Genomic DNA, 16,179 nt, shown 5'->3' with positions numbered 1-16,179 from the left:
CCATAACCCTCACCGGAGTTTTTTGTGTTTGCCAACTTGTTGATCATCCTCGCCTCCTCCCTGGTGGTGATTGCACTGTTCCAGCGCCTGCGTTTGCCACCGGTGCTGGGCTACTTGTGCGTAGGGCTGATGATCGGGCCGACAGCGTTCAACTGGGTGAATGAAAACGAAGACTTGCCCGATCTGGCTGAATTGGGCGTGGTGTTCCTGCTGTTCTCCCTGGGGCTTGAGTTTTCCCTGTCGAAGATGCTCGCACTGCGCCAGGTGGTGTTTGGCCTGGGCAGCCTGCAAGTGCTGGGGTCCGGGATCTTGCTGGGAGCTTTGCTGATGCTGTTCGGCATGCCGATCACACCGGCCCTGTTACTCGGCGCCGGTCTGGCGCTGTCGTCTACCGCCATTGTCAGCAAGGAATTGAGCAGCCTCGGCGAAATATTCAGCCGTCACGGCCAGAATGCCATCGCAGTGCTGTTGTTCCAGGACGTGATTGCGGTGTTGCTGCTGACGCTTGTGCCGGTGTTCGCCGGCAGCAGCGACCAGGCCTGGTATTGGGCGCTGCCGCTGACGCTGGCCAAGACCCTGGTGCTGTTCGTCGGTTTGCTGCTGGTCAGTCGCTGGTTTCTGCCACGGCTGTTCCATGAAGTCGCCGCGGCCCGGTCCGCTGAGCTGTTCGTGCTGTTGGCACTGGTGATTGTTCTGCTGACGGCCTGGCTGACGCACCTGCTCGGCCTCTCTCCTGCCCTGGGCGCCTTTCTTGCCGGCATGCTGCTGGGGGAAAGCCATTACCGACATCAGATCGAGGCCGACATCCGTCCGTTCCGCGATATTCTGCTCGGAGTGTTCTTCGTCAGTATCGGCATGCTGATCGACTTGCGCCTGTTTGCCAGCCACGGTCTGCTGATTCTAGGTCTGACGTTGGGGTTGCTGCTGATCAAGGGCACCCTGGTCGCACTGCTGGTCAAATGGCGCGGCAGCGATGGCGAAACCGCCTGGCGCAGCGGCCTGGCATTGGCCCAAGGGGGTGAGTTCTGTTTTGCCCTGATGGCGCAGATGCAACAGAACAAATTGATGCCCGCCGACCTCGGCGGCCTGCTGCTGGCCGCCACGTTCTGCTCGATGCTGGTAACGCCTGTACTCCTGCGCGCCGCTCCCCGCATCGCCATGCGTCTGCACCGCAAACCCAACAAAGCAGCCGAACTCGAAGAAATCAGCGCGCTCAACGCCGGCCTGCACAATCACGTGGTGATCTGTGGCTACGGCCGCGTCGGTCAATCCATCGGGCGTTTCCTGCGTCATGTTCAGCAACCGTACATCGCGTTGGACACCGATCCGGTGCGGGTCCAGGAAGCCGTGGTCAATGAAAGCAGTGTGCACTACGGCGACTCACGCCGCGGCGAGCTGCTGATCGCGATAGGGCTGGAGCGCGCAAGACTGTTGGTGGTTGCCGTGGACAAGACGGACATCGCCCTGCTGATTCTCAAGGAAGCACGGCGGTTCAACCCGACCGTGCCGATCCTGGTGCGCACCCGGGATGACAGTCAGTTGGCCGAGTTGAAGGCGGCCGGCGCCAGCGAAGTCGTACCCGAGTTGCTGGAGTCCAGCCTGATGCTCGCCTCCCACGCGCTGATCATGCTGGGCATACCCGGCCAGCAGGTGCAGGACCGGGTCGACCAGGTACGGCATGACCGCTATCGCCTGCTGCACGACTTTTACCCCGGCGCCGACGATGAAGAACGCTGATTCAATCCTGGCTCACGGCGCCGATCTTGTGCACCGACAAGTCCGCGCCGTAATACTCTTCTTCCTGGCTCAGGCGCAGGCCATGGACCGCCTTGATCGCGCCATACACGGCAAAACCACCGGCCAGCGCCACGACTACCCCCAAAGAAGTGCCGATCAACTGACTGATCAGGCTCACGCCCCCCAATCCACCCAAAGCGATTTGCCCGAAGATGCCGCAAGCGATCCCGCCCCAGACACCACACAGCCCATGCAAAGGCCAGACACCCAGCACATCGTCGATACGCCATTTGCCTTGAGCTGCGGTAAAGCACCAGACAAACAGTGCTCCGGCGATGGCGCCGGTCACCAATGCGCCCACCGGGTGCATCAGATCCGAACCGGCGCAGATCGCCACCAATCCGGCCAACGGGCCGTTATGCAGGAAGCCCGGGTCATTGCGCCCGACGATCAACGCCGCCACCGTGCCGCCGACCATGGCCATCAACGAATTCACCGCCACCAGCCCGCTGACTCCTTGCAGGGTCTGGGCGCTCATCACGTTGAAACCGAACCAGCCGACGATCAGGATCCACGACCCCAACGCCAGGAAGGGAATGCTCGACGGCGCGAATGCCACCAGTCGCCCGTCGCGATAACGACCTTGCCTCGGCCCCAGCAGCAACACCGCCGCGAGTGCCAGCCAGCCGCCCATGGCGTGAACCACCACGGAGCCGGCGAAGTCATGGAAACTGGCGCCAAAACGTGCCAGCAACCAGGCTTGCAGACCGAAGTTGCCGTTCCAGACCACGCCCTCGAAGAAGGGGTAGATAAACGCCACGATCAGCGCCGTCGCGCACAACTGCGGGACGAACCGGGCGCGTTCGGCGATGCCTCCGGAAATAATCGCCGGTATCGCCGCGGCAAAGGTCAGCAGAAAGAAAAACTTCACCAGCCCATAGCCATGATCGGCGGTGATCACCGCCGCCGGTTGCATGAAACTGACCCCATAGGAAATCCAATAGCCTATAAAGAAGTAGGCCAGGGTCGAAATGGCGAAGTCGCTGAGGATCTTCGACAAGGCGTTGACCTGATTCTTTTGGCGAACCGTACCGACCTCAAGAAAGGCGAAACCGGCGTGCATGGCAAGAACCATGACCGCACCGATAAGGATGAACAACGTGTTGGAGCTATGGACCAGACTGTCCACAGCACTTTGCAGATTTTCCATGGATTGGCAGACCTGAAGGCTGAAAAAAAGCACCAAAGCAGTTCGCACAGATGGTCGACGCACCAAGTTGCAGCTCATCCAGACCGCAACGCTGATCCGGATGAACCGCTTTGGCGCACAAGACCGCCGCCTCTGCGCGAGTTTTGATTGTTTGAGTTAGGGTTTTCCTGAAATCATGCCCGGCAACAGCGCAATAGCGCCGGCTGACGCACCACGACGTAGCAAAAGATGTACCAGTCATTTGTACTGAACCTTCGCGCAAGGCTCATACTCGAACGCTTCAGAAGCCACTTACGGAGATCACCAATGGCACGCACCAAGGCAAAGACTGCTCAAGAAATTCTGATGGAAGATTTTCAGACACTGGTCAGCGACACCGAACGGTTGCTGGAACACACCGCCTCCCTGGCCGGTGATCAGGCCGATGAGCTGCGCGAACAGATCCGCGACAGCCTGCTGCGTGCCCGGGAAACCCTGAAGCTGACCGAAGACGCCCTGCAAGAGCGCGGCAAAGCGGCTGTCGCCGCCACGGAAGATTACGTCCAGGCCAACCCATGGCAATCGGTCGGGATTGCAGCCGGCGTGGGTTTCCTGATTGGTCTGCTGGCCACTCGGCGCTGATATGGCGATCGATGAATCCGGCTCGTCCGCGACGGGCACCCGCTCTTCATCGCGGCGCCTGGGTGCCGCGTTTCTTGGATTGCTGCATAGCCATGTCGAACTGTTCGGCATCGAACTGCAGGAGCAAAAAGCACGTACCGTAAGCCTGTTGCTGTTTGCAGGCCTGACGCTGGTCTTTGCCTTGTTGTTGCTGGTGGGGTTGTCGACGCTGGTGTTGATCCTGTTCTGGGACACCTATCGCCTGGCGGCGATCATCGGGCTCTGTGTGTTCTACACCCTCGCCACGTTGTTCTGCGCGATGCGCTTGAGGGCGGCGATTTTCGATGAATCCTCACCCTTCCATGGCACCCTCCAAGAGCTGGCCAATGATCGGGAGCGTCTGTTGCCATGAGCATGCCTGAACTTCCCCGCAATAGTTCGCGAACTGAAATGCGCAAGGCACTGATCCGTCTGCGCATGGAAATGCATCGCCAGGAAATTCGCCACGAATCCCAACAACTGCTGCAGCCCCTGCAACGGGTGCGCGGCATGACACAAAGCCTGCAAGACGGCTTCGGCATCAAACACGCCCCGCTCTGGGGCATCGCCGCCGTGCTCGGGTTGGGTTTTCTGACCGGCAAGGGTGCCAAGGGCGGCGGTCTCGGCAGCCTGACCAAGCTGGTTAGCCTGGGCGCCGCACTAGGGCCGCTGATCAAGCTGGTCATGCAGAGCGCTTCGCGCAAACACTAATCAGTCTTGTCTGGCTGCATTCTTGCAATACCACCGGGATTAACCTCTTTATCGAGAGGTTGATCCTGCGTGCCTACCTGGCGACCAGGTTTTTTCCAGAACAACACCTTACTAAGGAGGCCTCGTGATCGACGGGCAACCGCTCGCCTGTTTTCAGCCATTCATCGATACCGCCACAGGCCGTATCGCGGGTGTCGAAGCGCTGGGCCGACTGCGCCAGGCCGATGGTCAACTGATCTCGGTAGGTGCGCTGTTCGCCGATCCGCGAACCCCGGCCATCGCCCTGCGACGTCTCGATCGCCAGATTCGCGACAACGCCCTGAGCCGTCTGCATGAAGCGCCCGCGGACTGGTTTCTCAGCCTGAACATCTCACCCCGCTGGATCAGCCGTTTGCGCCGGGACCAGGCACTGCCGAGCCTCAAGCAACTGAGCAGGCATGGTGTCGATGCACAGCGAATCGTCTTCGAGATCACCGAATTGGGCGGCGACAGCCAGCGTCTGGCTGAAGTCGTGGCCCGCTACCGGCAAGCCGGGGCGCGGATCGCCATCGATGATTTCGGTGCCGGTTACTCTCAACTCGATCGCGTGCTGGCCCTGCAACCGGACATTCTCAAACTCGACATGCGACTGTTCCAGGCCGCCGCGTTGGGCGGCCCCAGCAGCGATGTGGTCAAGGCACTGGCGCAAATGGCAGAGAAAACCGGTTGCTGGATCATCGCCGAAGGCGTGGAGACCGAAGCTCAACTGAATTTTGCCCTGGAGTGCGGCTCACGCTACGTACAGGGCTTTCTGTTCGCCCGAGCGCAAGCGGATTTCTTCGCCACCGACGCCTTTGTCGAGCGCTTCGCGCAACTGCGCCAGCGTTACGTTCAGCAAAAGCTGACTGAACGCGCTCGCCTGATGATCATGCGCCAGCAACTCAGCGAACTGATGACCATCCTGCAAGCCTGGGCTCAAGCCAGCGCCCCCCTCAGCGCCTTGCCGCAACTCCAGGCGTTTCCCTGGCTGCTGCGTTTTTATCAGTGCGACCGCCACGGCACGCAACTGACCCCCAACCTGGAATGGCGCAACAACGGCTGGGAAGCTGATAACCGCTACCTGGGCCATAACTGGTCATGGCGCCCCTATTTCTATCACTTGCTGGCTGAGGGTTGGGATGAGCGCCGTCTGACGCTTTCCAACACTTACCGCGACGCCACCAGCAATCAGTACTGCCTCACTGCGGGGCAGTTTTTCGATAACGGCGAACGGCTACTGCTCATCGATATCGACGCCGCAGGGTTGTAGTTCTCCTTGCAGGTACCGGCGCGAAACGGGAAGCTAGGGGTTCAGTCACCTGACGGAGAAACCAGCCTTGGATTGGCACACCCTGCTTACCCGCGAACGCCTCGGAAAACCTGTGCACAGCCCGGAAGAACTCGGCCGCAGTCCTTTCCATAAAGACCACGACCGGATCATTTTCTCAGGCGCGTTTCGCCGTCTCGGGCGCAAGACCCAGGTCCATCCGGTCTCCAGCAACGATCACATTCATACGCGCCTGACCCACTCGCTGGAAGTCAGCTGCGTCGGCCGTTCGCTGGGGATGCGCGTCGGTGAAACCATCCGCAGCGCGCTGCCCGACTGGTGTGAACCGAGCGACCTGGGGATGGTGGTGCAATCGGCTTGCCTGGCCCATGACATCGGCAACCCACCCTTCGGCCACTCTGGCGAAGACGCGATCCGCCACTGGTTCCAGCAGGCCGCCGGCCGTGGCTGGCTGGATGCCATGAGCGAAGCCGAACGCAACGACTTCCTCAACTTCGAAGGCAATGCCCAAGGTTTCCGGGTGCTCACCCAGCTTGAATACCATCAGTTCGAAGGAGGCACCCGGCTGACCTATGCCACCCTGGGCACCTACCTGAAATACCCGTGGACGGCCCGGCACGCCGACTCACTGGGCTACAAGAAGCACAAGTTCGGCTGCTACCAGAGTGAACTGCCGCTGCTGGAACAGATCGCTCATAAACTCGGCCTGCCCCAACTGGAAGAACAGCGCTGGGCGCGCCATCCGCTGGTGTATCTGATGGAGGCCGCCGACGACATCTGCTACGCGCTGATCGATCTGGAAGATGGCTTGGAGATGGAGCTGCTGGAGTACGCCGAAGTCGAGTCCCTGCTGCTGGACCTGGTGGGCGACGATCTCCCGGAAACCTATCGCCAGCTCGGTCCACAGGATTCGCGGCGGCGCAAACTGGCGATTCTGCGGGGTAAAGCCATCGAACACCTGACCAACGCAGCAGCCCGAGCCTTTGTCGAGCAACAGGACGCACTGCTGGCCGGCACGCTGCCGGGCGACCTTGTCGAACACATGCATGGCCCGGCCAAACGCTGCGTCTTGAATGCCAAGGACATGGCACGCAAAAAAATCTTCCAGGACAAGCGCAAGACGCTCCACGAAATCGGCGCCTACACCACCCTGGAAATCCTGCTCAATGCTTTTTGCGGCGCAGCACTGGAGCAGCACAACGGTCGTACGCCCTCCTTCAAGAACCGGCGCATACTCGACCTGTTGGGCAACAATGCACCCGATCCCCATGGCCCGTTGCACACCTCGTTCTTGCGCATGATTGATTTCATCGCCGGCATGACCGACAGCTATGCCGGTGAAATGGCGCTGGAAATGACCGGTCGTTCAAGCCACGGATAACAGCGCATCGATCAGCCGCGTCAGCGACGTCTGAACGGCTGATCGAGTGTCTAGACATTCATCTGTATTTCAACATCGACAGAATCGCCCTACACCTTGTGCAGAGCTGACTGATCGATTGTTCGGCCATCTCGCGAAACAATTGCACACCCACTGCTCGACAGATGACGCATGAAAACTCCTACGTTCAAACACGATTGGCACATATTGCTGGTGGAAGATCATCCGTTTCAGCTGAGAGCGACTCAATACCTGCTCGAGAGTTACGGCTTCACCCAACTGACCACCACTGACAGTGCCGAAGGCGCCTTGCAACAAATGCTCAAAGCTGCGCAACCGTTCGATATTCTTCTGTGCGACCAATGCCTGCCCGACCTTCCCGGTCTTGATTTGATCGAGCTCGCCAGTCACCGGGGAATGATCAGACAGGCAATACTGCTGAGCAGCCTGACATCCGCCGAACTGGAAAAACTTAAAACAGTAGCCTACGAACACGGACTTCCCTTGCTGGGTTACTTGATCAAGCCATTGAAACAATCAGACTTTAGAAGCTTGTTGACCTTAGCCTCACAATAAAACAGGCCAATCCCCACACACTAAAACCACATCCAAAACACAGATTAAAACTTATAACCCAACGCTTTCACCCTCTTGACTACATCATCCAAACTTTACCCCTTCCTCATTCAAAACCTAGTTGGTACGTAGTCCGTTTCTTTTTCAATTGTAGGACTTTTCCTATATTGCTGCTATCGACTTGTCAGTCCATGCGCCCCCTCAACTACTGAGCTAAGGTGCGCGCTTTATTTGTGCACGTATGGGATTTGATTATGAACTCCGTTTTTATTGTCGACGATCACCCTGTCATCCGCCTTGCCGTTCGAATGCTGCTGGAACATGAAGGTTACAAAGTCGTCGGTGAAACTGACAATGGTGTCGATGCCATGCAGATGGTGCGCGAATGCATGCCCGATCTGATCATCCTCGACATCAGCATTCCCAAACTGGATGGGCTGGAAGTGCTCTCCCGTTTCAACGCAATGAGCACGCCATTAAAAACACTGGTGTTAACTGCACAATGCCCGAAACTTTTCGGTATTCGCTGCATGCAGTCAGGTGCATCAGGGTATGTATGCAAACAGGAAGAGCTCAGTGAACTGGTGAGTGCGATCAAAGCAGTATTATCAGGTTACAACTACTTCCCCAGCGAGGCCTTGAACCCGGTTCGTTGTGACGACGCACAGTGGGCGGACCTGGACTTGTTCAAATCCGTAAATGATCGAGAGTTGATGGTATTACAACTTTTTGCCCAAGGTCGCACCAACAAGGAAATTGCCAAGGGCATGTTCCTCAGCAACAAGACTGTCAGCACCTATAAAAAACGACTTATGCAGAAACTCAAAGCCAAATCTCTGGTTGAACTCATCGATATGGCAAAACGTAACGCGTTAGTGTGAGGAACAGGATGCCCAGTCGTTTGAAGGATTTTCCAAGACTCATGATCGCGGCTTTATGCCTGAGTACCCCGGTGCTCGCGGCGCAGACGCCCAGTGAAAACTACGCACTGCTCAGTCGCTCAACGACCGGGCACATGGAAGTCCAGCTGGATACCTCACAACGACAATGGGTCAAAGACAAACGTGAATTGATCCTGGGCACGTCAGGCCCGGATTATCCGCCTTTCGACCTGACACTCAGCGGCCACGACTACGAAGGTTTCACCGCCGACTACGCCGGCATCCTCGGCAAGGTTACGGGGTTGCCCGTCAAGGTTCAGCGCTTCGCGTCCCGAGGGGCTGCGATCGAGGCGCTGGAAAAGGGTCAGGTCGACATGCTCGGCACCGCCAATGGGTTCGAGGCCGACAATGCCGACATTGCGCTGTCCACACCTTACGCCGTGGATCAACCCGTGCTGGTGACACGGGAAGGAGAAACCAGGTCTCTGACCGATGGTCTTGCCGGCCTGCGGCTTAGCATGGTGTATCACTATCTGCCTCTGGACGAAGTCAGGGCGCTGTACCCCAAGGCAATCATCACCTCCTACCCGTCCTACCAAAATGCAATCAACGCGGTTGCCTTCGACCAGGCCGACGTTTTTCTCGGTGACACCATTTCAACTCATTACATGATCAACAAGGGGTATCTGAACAACATCCGCATGGCCAACTTCGGTAAACACGAAGCCCATGGTTTCAGCTTTGCCGTACAGAAGGGCAACCCGGACCTGCTCGGGATCATCAACGCGGTACTCAAGGCCATCCCCACCAGCGAACGGGAAAACATCGCCAAACGCTGGAGTGCCGGCAGCGACATTCTTCTCACCGATCAAAAACTGCAACTCACCCACCACGAAGAACGCTGGCTGGCGCAACATCCGGTTGTGCGGGTGGTGGTTAATGAAGCGTTTGCGCCGCTGACGTTTTTTGACAGCGACGGCAACTTTCGGGGTGTCACGGCTGACCTGCTCGAACTGATCAGATTGCGCACCGGTTTGCGCTTCGAGATCCAGCGCAGCCGAAGCGATGACGAGATGGTCGAGCAGATCGCTAACCAGCAGGCCGACCTGATCGCCGCCCTGCTCCCCAGCGCACAGCGTGAAACGATGTTGAACTTCAGCCGCCCATATCTGGAAAACTCCTTTGTCCTGCTGACACACAAAGCGGCCGACAGCCCGACAAACCTCAACCAGCTGCAGGACAAACGCCTGGCCATTGCCCAGGGCAATCCACTGGTGGATTACCTGCGTAGCGAGTTTCCGCGGATCAACCTGGTTGAAACTCCAGACACGTTCAGTGCCGTGGAGTTGCTCGCCGAGGGTAAGGCAGAAGGCGCGGTGAACTCATTGGTGATCGCCAACTACTTCATCTCATCGCGGATCTTCGAGCGGACACTTCAGATCACCACCACCATCGGCACCCAACAGGCGGCATTTTCCCTGGCGACCGGGCGCGACGCCAAAGAACTGAATGCCATCCTCGACAAGGCGCTGTTGAGCATCACACCGGAAGAGCTGGGCATCATCAACAACCGCTGGCGTGGCTATTCGGCGGCCTCGCAAAGTACCTGGCGCAACTATCACCGAGTGTTCTATCAGATCGTTACCGGCGCGGGTGTACTGCTGCTGATATCCGTTGCCTGGAATGCCTATATGAGACGCCAGATAAAACAGCGGCAGGCGGCGAAAGAACGTGCCGATGAAGCCAACCGGGCTAAAAGCACCTTTCTGGCAACCATGAGCCATGAGATCCGCACGCCGATGAACGCGATCATCGGCATGCTGGAGCTGACACTCAAACGTATTGATCCTGACCATCCGGATCGACCGGCCATCGACGTCGCGTATCACTCGGCAAAAGACCTGTTGGAACTGATCGGGGACATTCTCGACATTGCGCGCATCGAATCCGGACGTCTGAGCCTGAGCCCGGAGCGTGTCAATCTGGCTGAAACCGTAGCCTCGGTGATGCGGATCTTCGACGGGCTGGCCCGGCAAAAAAATCTCGGACTGCACCTGGCATTCAACCCTGCCAAACCTGCGACCGATGTCCTGTTGGACCCGATGCGTTTCAAACAGGTGCTGTCCAACCTGGTCAGCAATGCAATCAAGTTTACGCAACAGGGTCAGGTCAGGATCAGCCTCGAGTTGCAACCGACCGACGGACCCGACCGCGTGCAGCTGCAGTTGCTGGTTGAGGACAGTGGCGCCGGGATCAGCGAGCAGGATCAGCAGCGACTGTTCGAGCCTTTCGTCCAGGCCAATAACTCCAGCCAGTTAGCCAGGGGCGGTGCGGGGCTGGGCCTGGTGATCAGCCGCAATCTGTGCGAAATGATGGGCGGCAACCTGCAATTGAGCAGCCAGCCCGGGGTCGGCACTCAAGTTCGGGTTTCGCTGAATCTGGCAACCCTGCCGCCTGTACAGATGCCGGAAATTGCCGAGCCACCGATTCACCAGAGCGCAGCCCCCTTGAACGTTCTGGTGGTCGACGATCACCCGGCCAATCGCTTGCTCATGTGCCAGCAACTGGAGTTTCTGGGGCATCGGTTCAAGGTCGCAGCGGATGGCGAGGCGGGATTGCAGACGTGGAAAGATCAGCCATTCGACCTGGTGATTGCCGATTGCAACATGCCGATCATGAATGGATATGAGATGGCTCGTGCCATTCGCCAACATGAACAGCGCATGCAGCGCCCTGCCTGTACCGTTCTGGGTTTCACCGCTAATGCGCAACCGGAGGAAAGACAACGCTGCAAACAAGCCGGGATGGACGATTGCCTGTTCAAACCCCTCAGCCTGACAGCCTTGAGCCAATGGATCGAAGGCATTGCACCGACGGTCCGCGACCCTGCGTTCAGTCTGGAGGGGCTGCACCTGTTGACCGGTGGCAATCCGGCACTGAACCGGCGATTGTTGACCGAGCTGCTGAATAGCAACCACCTGGATCGGCAAACGCTGCTGACGTTGTCCCGGTCAAACGACCGGCAGTCACTCCTCGACATTGCCCACAAAATCAAGGGAGCGGCGCGAATCGTCCAGGCCTCCCGACTGATCGACAGTTGCGAGGCACTCGAAAAGGCCTGCCATAGCAGGCCCCGCCACGATCAAGTGGCCGATTGCAGCAAGTCCATGGAGCGCGCCATGCTCGAACTGGATCACGCGTTGCAACAACAGCTCGCACGACACGACAAACAGCAGAATGACGGAGCGTTAACTATGCTGGAAGGCTGAGCAGTGTGTTCATTGTCATGGAGAAAGCTGCAATGCCCAGCCCACTGCGCCCGGACCAGCGCCGGTTTCCCCTGCACATCCATATCAGCGTGATGTTCACGTTCCTGCTGTTGCTGACCGGGGTGGTGCTGGGCATTTTCAACTATCGGCAAACCACCCGGATCATTCTTTCCAGCAGTGAAAAGCTCTTCAACCGCATCGAGCAGGATGTCCGTCTGGACCTGCATCGCACCTATGAGCCGATTCGTCATCTGCTGAGCCTGCTGGCGGACAATCCGGCAACCCAGGCACCCGACCTTGAGCAACGCCTGGCGTTGCTCAAGCCCTTCAGTCAATCGCTCACGGACAACCCCGATCTGGCCTCGCTGTACCTGGGCTACAGCAATGGTGACTTCTTCATGGTTCGCCCCCTGCGCAGCGTCGCCCTGAAAACGCAGCTCAAGGCACCGGACACCGCGGCGTATCAGGTATGGAGCATCGAGCATCCAGGCGGCGGTCAGGTCCGCTCCCAATCCTTGTTTTTCGATCAGAAGCTGGCCCTCGTCAGCCGCCTGGACAACCCCGACGAAATCTACGATCCACGCACCCGCGCCTGGTTCTCCAGCGCCCGCAGCGACCGTGATCAGATCACCACCGAGCCCTACCTGTTTTTCTCCACCCACAATGTCGGCACAACCCTGGCGCGGCGCAGTGGTGAGCAAGCGGTGATGGGTGCCGACCTTACACTGGCGGAACTGTCGGCTACCCTGGCCAAACATGTGGTGACGCCCGGCACCGAAATTGTGCTGCTCGATGCCGAGGGCAATGCCGTCGCCTACCCCGACAGCAGCAAACTGATCGTCGACGACCAGACAGCCCGGCTGATCAAAGCCGCCGACCTGAGCCCCAGCCTCGCGGCCCTGCTCACCAGTCCCCCTGAGATCAATCGCCTGAACGCCGCGGGTCGTCAATGGATCGTGGCGCGCAGCAGCATGCAGGAGGGTGGGCCCCAGGGGCTGCAACTGGCGCTGCTGGTGCCAGAGGACGAATTGCTCGTCGATGCCTACCGCATGCGCTGGCAAGGCGCGCTGATTACCCTGGCAACGCTGCTGTTGTGCCTGCCCATGGGTTGGCTGACCTCGAGGGTCCTGGTCACCCCCCTGCGCGCGCTGGTGCGGGAAGCCGATGCGATTCGTAGTTTCGATTTCAATTTTCCGGCCAGCCGTCGCTCGCCGGTGCTGGAAGTCGACCAACTGAGCGTGTCGATGGCGCGCATGAAAGACACCCTGGCGAGTTTTTTCCGGATCACCGACAGCCTGAGCGCGGAAACCCGTTTCGCCCCCTTGCTGCAACGGGTGTTGTTTGAAACCGTGCAGATCGGCCAGGCCCAGGCCGGTCTGATCTACCTGCGCGAAGGTGATGAAAATCGCGTGGAACCTCATGCGCTAGTCATCAACGGCAGTTCACAGGCCTTGCTGCCATTCGACATTCAAGGACACGTACCCCAGGATCCGCAGAGCCCTCAGTGGATGCAAACACTGTCGACCGCCGACAATGTCGTCACCTCCCTGGGCTTCGAACAGGCGGGGGATCTGCAGAAAGTCTTGCTCGCGCTGGAGTGCCCGCGGGTTCATCTGATCGGTATTCGGCTGCACAATCGCCATAACGAAACCGTGGGGCTGCTGGTCCTGCTGCTGGCCGACAGCGGCACGCAAGACGATCTGGAAAAACTGCGCCCGGATCGCATCGCGTTTCTCCAGGCGGTGTCTGGCGCGGCCGCCGTGAGTATCGAAAGTCAGCGCCTGCAAGCCAGGCAAAAACAGCTGCTGGACTCATTCATTCAATTGCTGGCCGGAGCGATCGATGCCAAGAGTCCCTACACCGGCGGACACTGCCAGCGAGTGCCGGTACTGACGCTGATGCTGGCACAGGCGGCCGCCGCCAGTCAGGACCCGGCCTTCAGCAGCTATCAGCCCAGCGAAGATGAATGGGAGGCGCTGCACATCGCCGCTTGGCTGCATGATTGCGGCAAGGTCACCACCCCTGAATACGTGGTCGACAAAGCCACGAAACTTGAGACCCTGTACGACCGCATCCACGAAATCCGCACCCGTTTCGAAGTCCTCAAGCGTGATACCTGGATCAATTATTGGCAGGCCATCGCCCTGGGGGGTGACGAGTCGCATCTGGCGCAATTGCGCAATGCGAGCCTGGCGGCCCTGGATGATGATTTCGCGTTCGTGGCGCGCTGCAACCTGGGCAGCGAGACCATGGCCGAGGCCGATCTGCAGCGGCTGAACACCATCGCCCAGCGTACCTGGACCCGAACCCTGGATGATCGGCTTGGCGCTTCGTGGGAAGAGAACCGGCGCCAGGCCCGGACCCCGGCGCCGACCCTGCCGGTCAGCGAGCCGCTGTTGGCGGATAAACCCGAGCATCTGCTCGAGCGCGCCGACAGCGAACTGATCCCGGACGACAACCCATGGGGGTTCAAGCTCGACGTACCGCGCTACAAGTACAACCGGGGCGAACTTTACAACCTGAGCATCGCCCGAGGCACCCTGACCCGCGAGGAGCGTTACATCATCAATCACCACATGGTGCAGACGATCCTGATGCTCAGTCACCTGCCCTTCCCCGGCCACCTCAATAACGTCGCGGAGATCGCCGGCGGCCACCACGAAAAAATGGACGGCACCGGTTATCCCAAACGCTTGAAGCGCGAAGACATGAGCCTGCCGGCGCGGATGATGGCGATTGCCGACATTTTCGAAGCGCTGACCGCCGCCGATCGCCCCTACAAGAAAGCCAAGTCCTTGAGCGAAGCGCTGGGCATCATGGCCACCATGTGCCGTGACGCCCACATCGACGCTGAATTGTTCGGGCTGTTCATCAACGACGAAATCTACTTGCAGTACGCCAGCCAATTCCTGGAGCCACAACAGATCGATGCCGTCGACCCGACAAGCCTGCTGATCAAGGCTGGCTTGAAAGCCTGATCAGCAGTCGGTCAGACGCAGGAAAATCGCCGCCAGTTGCTCGATTCCGGCCTGATCGTCAGTGGTAAAACGCGCCAGTTTCGGGCTGTCGAGGTCCAGCACGCCGATCAGTCGACCGTCCTTGACCAACGGCACGACGAGTTCACTGTTCGATGCGCTGTCGCAAGCGATGTGGCCGGGGAATGCGTGTACGTCTTCGACCCGCTGGGTCTGCAAGGTGGCAGCGGCAGCCCCGCACACGCCGCGACCGAATGGAATCCGTACGCAGGCGATCTGCCCCTGAAACGGGCCAAGCACCAGTTCTTCGTTGCGATTAAGGTAGAAACCGGCCCAGTTCAGGTCATCGAGCTGGTTGAACAGAAACGCGGAAAATTGTGCGGCGTTGGCGATAAAATCACGCTCGTCCGCCAGCAACGATTCCAGCTGTGCCCATAGCATGCCGTAGCCCTCAAGGCCCTGGCCGCTCTTTTGTAAATCGATCATGCCTTTTGCTCCAACAGCTTCAGCCCGACCCAATAGCGGGCAAATTGATACGCGCAACGTCCGTTGCGATTACCCCGGCCCGTGGCCCAGCGCACCGCGAGGATGTCCAACTCTTCGTCACGCTGCCACTTGAGGCCAGCTTTGTCGGCCAATTGGCCGATCCAGTGCTCGACGACGTTGAGGAAATGTTCCTGAGTAAACGGATAGAACGACAGCCACAGGCCAAAACGGTCCGACAGCGCGATCTTGTCTTCCACCGCCTCATTGGGATGGAGCTCGCCATCGACCCTTTTCCAGTTTTCGTTATCGCTTTCCTTTTCCGGCACCAGATGGCGACGGTTGGAGGTGGCGTACAGCAGAACGTTGTCTGGCGCCTGCTCGAGAGAGCCATCGAGTACGCTCTTGAGCACGCGATAATCGCCCTCGCCCGACTCGAACGACAGGTCATCGCAGAACAGCACAAACCGTTGAGGCAGCTTGGCAATCTGCTCGACCACTCGCGGCAAGTCCGCCAGGTGATCGCGCTCGATCTCGATCAGCCGCAGGCCGTTCCTGGCGTGTTCGGCCAGCAAGGCGCGCACCAGCGACGATTTACCGGTGCCCCGCGAACCCCAGAGCAAGGCGTGATTGGCAGGCATGCCGTCGAGGAACTGTTGAGTATTGCGGCCCAATTGCTCAAGTTGCCGGTCAACGCCGATCAGGTCGGACAGGCGCATGTCGAGGCTGACTTGCAGCGGCAACAGAAAACCGTTGCGACCCTCGCGTTGCCAGCGTGCGGCCAGGCAATGTGTCCAGTCGACCGTTTGCCGAGGCGCCGGCAGCAGCGGTTCGATACGGGCCAGAACGGCATCGGCGCGTTCAAGAAAAGCATTCAATCGGGAATCCACGTCTTCTCCTCGGGCACGTTCACAGTGATGATGGCGGTACAGCGACGAAACACAGCATCCGATGCCCGGCCAACACCCCGTACAGGTGTTTTGCGAGAACATCGGTATCCATTGATGATCG

General features: G+C 59.0%; 13 protein-coding genes. 10 read left to right on the top strand and 3 right to left on the bottom strand.

Features of this window, described 5'->3' with window-relative positions:
- Window positions 1–24: 24 nt before the first annotated feature.
- Window positions 25–1,737, top strand: a complete 1,713-nt coding sequence (locus tag ACCC96_RS01055) for a cation:proton antiporter (RefSeq protein WP_258672903.1) — start codon at window positions 25–27, stop codon at window positions 1,735–1,737.
- Window position 1,738: 1 nt separating this feature from the next.
- On the opposite strand, the gene ACCC96_RS01050 is transcribed toward ACCC96_RS01055, so the two are convergent.
- Window positions 1,739–2,947, bottom strand: coding sequence for an ammonium transporter (locus ACCC96_RS01050; RefSeq protein WP_230139274.1), 1,209 nt, complete (start codon window positions 2,945–2,947; stop codon window positions 1,739–1,741).
- A 306-nt stretch (window positions 2,948–3,253) separates the two neighbouring features.
- Here ACCC96_RS01050 and ACCC96_RS01045 point away from each other — a divergent pair, with 306 nt between their 5' ends.
- From ACCC96_RS01045 to ACCC96_RS01005, 9 genes are all read left to right on the top strand, one after another.
- Window positions 3,254–3,568 carry a DUF883 family protein gene (locus tag ACCC96_RS01045; RefSeq protein WP_019650565.1) on the top strand — a complete coding sequence of 105 codons (315 nt, stop codon included), beginning with the start codon at window positions 3,254–3,256 and terminating at the stop codon, window positions 3,566–3,568.
- 1 nt (window position 3,569) lies between these two features.
- Window positions 3,570–3,959: a phage holin family protein gene (locus ACCC96_RS01040; RefSeq protein WP_019650564.1), complete on the top strand. Its 390-nt coding sequence runs from the start codon at window positions 3,570–3,572 to the stop codon at window positions 3,957–3,959.
- On the top strand, window positions 3,956–4,297 hold the full coding sequence (locus ACCC96_RS01035; protein ID WP_019582519.1) for a hypothetical protein: 342 nt from the start codon (window positions 3,956–3,958) through the stop codon (window positions 4,295–4,297). Before ACCC96_RS01040 ends, ACCC96_RS01035 begins: the two co-directional genes overlap by 4 nt.
- A 124-nt stretch (window positions 4,298–4,421) precedes the next feature.
- On the top strand, window positions 4,422–5,585 hold the full coding sequence (locus ACCC96_RS01030) for an EAL domain-containing protein (RefSeq protein WP_019582520.1): 1,164 nt from the start codon (window positions 4,422–4,424) through the stop codon (window positions 5,583–5,585).
- A gap of 67 nt (window positions 5,586–5,652) precedes the next feature.
- Window positions 5,653–6,984 carry a deoxyguanosinetriphosphate triphosphohydrolase gene (locus ACCC96_RS01025; RefSeq protein ID WP_019650563.1) on the top strand — a complete coding sequence of 444 codons (1,332 nt, stop codon included), beginning with the start codon at window positions 5,653–5,655 and terminating at the stop codon, window positions 6,982–6,984.
- A 171-nt stretch (window positions 6,985–7,155) separates the two neighbouring features.
- Window positions 7,156–7,560, top strand: coding sequence for a response regulator (locus tag ACCC96_RS01020; RefSeq protein WP_019650562.1), 405 nt, complete (start codon window positions 7,156–7,158; stop codon window positions 7,558–7,560).
- 254 nt (window positions 7,561–7,814) lie between these two features.
- Entirely contained in the window at window positions 7,815–8,441 is a 627-nt protein-coding gene (locus tag ACCC96_RS01015; RefSeq protein ID WP_007940027.1) for a response regulator transcription factor, read from the top strand.
- A gap of 8 nt (window positions 8,442–8,449) precedes the next feature.
- The gene (locus tag ACCC96_RS01010; RefSeq protein WP_413694734.1) at window positions 8,450–11,710 is read left to right on the top strand and encodes a transporter substrate-binding domain-containing protein; all 3,261 of its coding nucleotides are present in this window, start codon (window positions 8,450–8,452) and stop codon (window positions 11,708–11,710) included.
- A gap of 32 nt (window positions 11,711–11,742) precedes the next feature.
- Entirely contained in the window at window positions 11,743–14,688 is a 2,946-nt protein-coding gene (locus tag ACCC96_RS01005) for an HD domain-containing phosphohydrolase (protein ID WP_413694733.1), read from the top strand.
- Here ACCC96_RS01005 and ACCC96_RS01000 read toward each other — a convergent pair whose 3' ends face one another.
- Together ACCC96_RS01000 and ACCC96_RS00995 are read right to left on the bottom strand one after the other, a co-directional pair.
- A complete protein-coding gene (locus ACCC96_RS01000; RefSeq protein WP_019650559.1) occupies window positions 14,689–15,171 on the bottom strand; it encodes a GAF domain-containing protein in 483 nt (160 codons plus the stop codon). It lies immediately after the preceding gene.
- Complete coding sequence (locus tag ACCC96_RS00995) at window positions 15,168–16,058, bottom strand: ATP-binding protein (protein ID WP_019650558.1); 891 nt, start codon at window positions 16,056–16,058, stop codon at window positions 15,168–15,170. The genes ACCC96_RS01000 and ACCC96_RS00995 overlap by 4 nt, the downstream gene beginning before the upstream one ends.
- Window positions 16,059–16,179 lie beyond the last annotated feature (121 nt).

Source organism: Pseudomonas sp. Pseusp11, assembly GCF_047304405.1.
Classification (GTDB): domain Bacteria; phylum Pseudomonadota; class Gammaproteobacteria; order Pseudomonadales; family Pseudomonadaceae; genus Aquipseudomonas.
Note: the sequence above shows the minus strand (reverse complement) of the source record. Positions and strands in the feature narration are given on the sequence as shown.

Coding starts and splice junctions, on each gene's coding strand:
- ACCC96_RS01020 (WP_019650562.1), top strand. CDS start 7,156: ATGAAAACTCCTACGTTCAAACACGATTGGCACATATTGCTGGTGGAA.
- ACCC96_RS01010 (WP_413694734.1), top strand. CDS start 8,450: ATGCCCAGTCGTTTGAAGGATTTTCCAAGACTCATGATCGCGGCTTTA.
- ACCC96_RS01000 (WP_019650559.1), bottom strand. CDS start 15,171: ATGATCGATTTACAAAAGAGCGGCCAGGGCCTTGAGGGCTACGGCATG.
- ACCC96_RS01040 (WP_019650564.1), top strand. CDS start 3,570: ATGGCGATCGATGAATCCGGCTCGTCCGCGACGGGCACCCGCTCTTCA.
- ACCC96_RS01050 (WP_230139274.1), bottom strand. CDS start 2,947: ATGGAAAATCTGCAAAGTGCTGTGGACAGTCTGGTCCATAGCTCCAAC.
- ACCC96_RS01045 (WP_019650565.1), top strand. CDS start 3,254: ATGGCACGCACCAAGGCAAAGACTGCTCAAGAAATTCTGATGGAAGAT.
- ACCC96_RS01005 (WP_413694733.1), top strand. CDS start 11,743: ATGCCCAGCCCACTGCGCCCGGACCAGCGCCGGTTTCCCCTGCACATC.
- ACCC96_RS01015 (WP_007940027.1), top strand. CDS start 7,815: ATGAACTCCGTTTTTATTGTCGACGATCACCCTGTCATCCGCCTTGCC.
- ACCC96_RS01035 (WP_019582519.1), top strand. CDS start 3,956: ATGAGCATGCCTGAACTTCCCCGCAATAGTTCGCGAACTGAAATGCGC.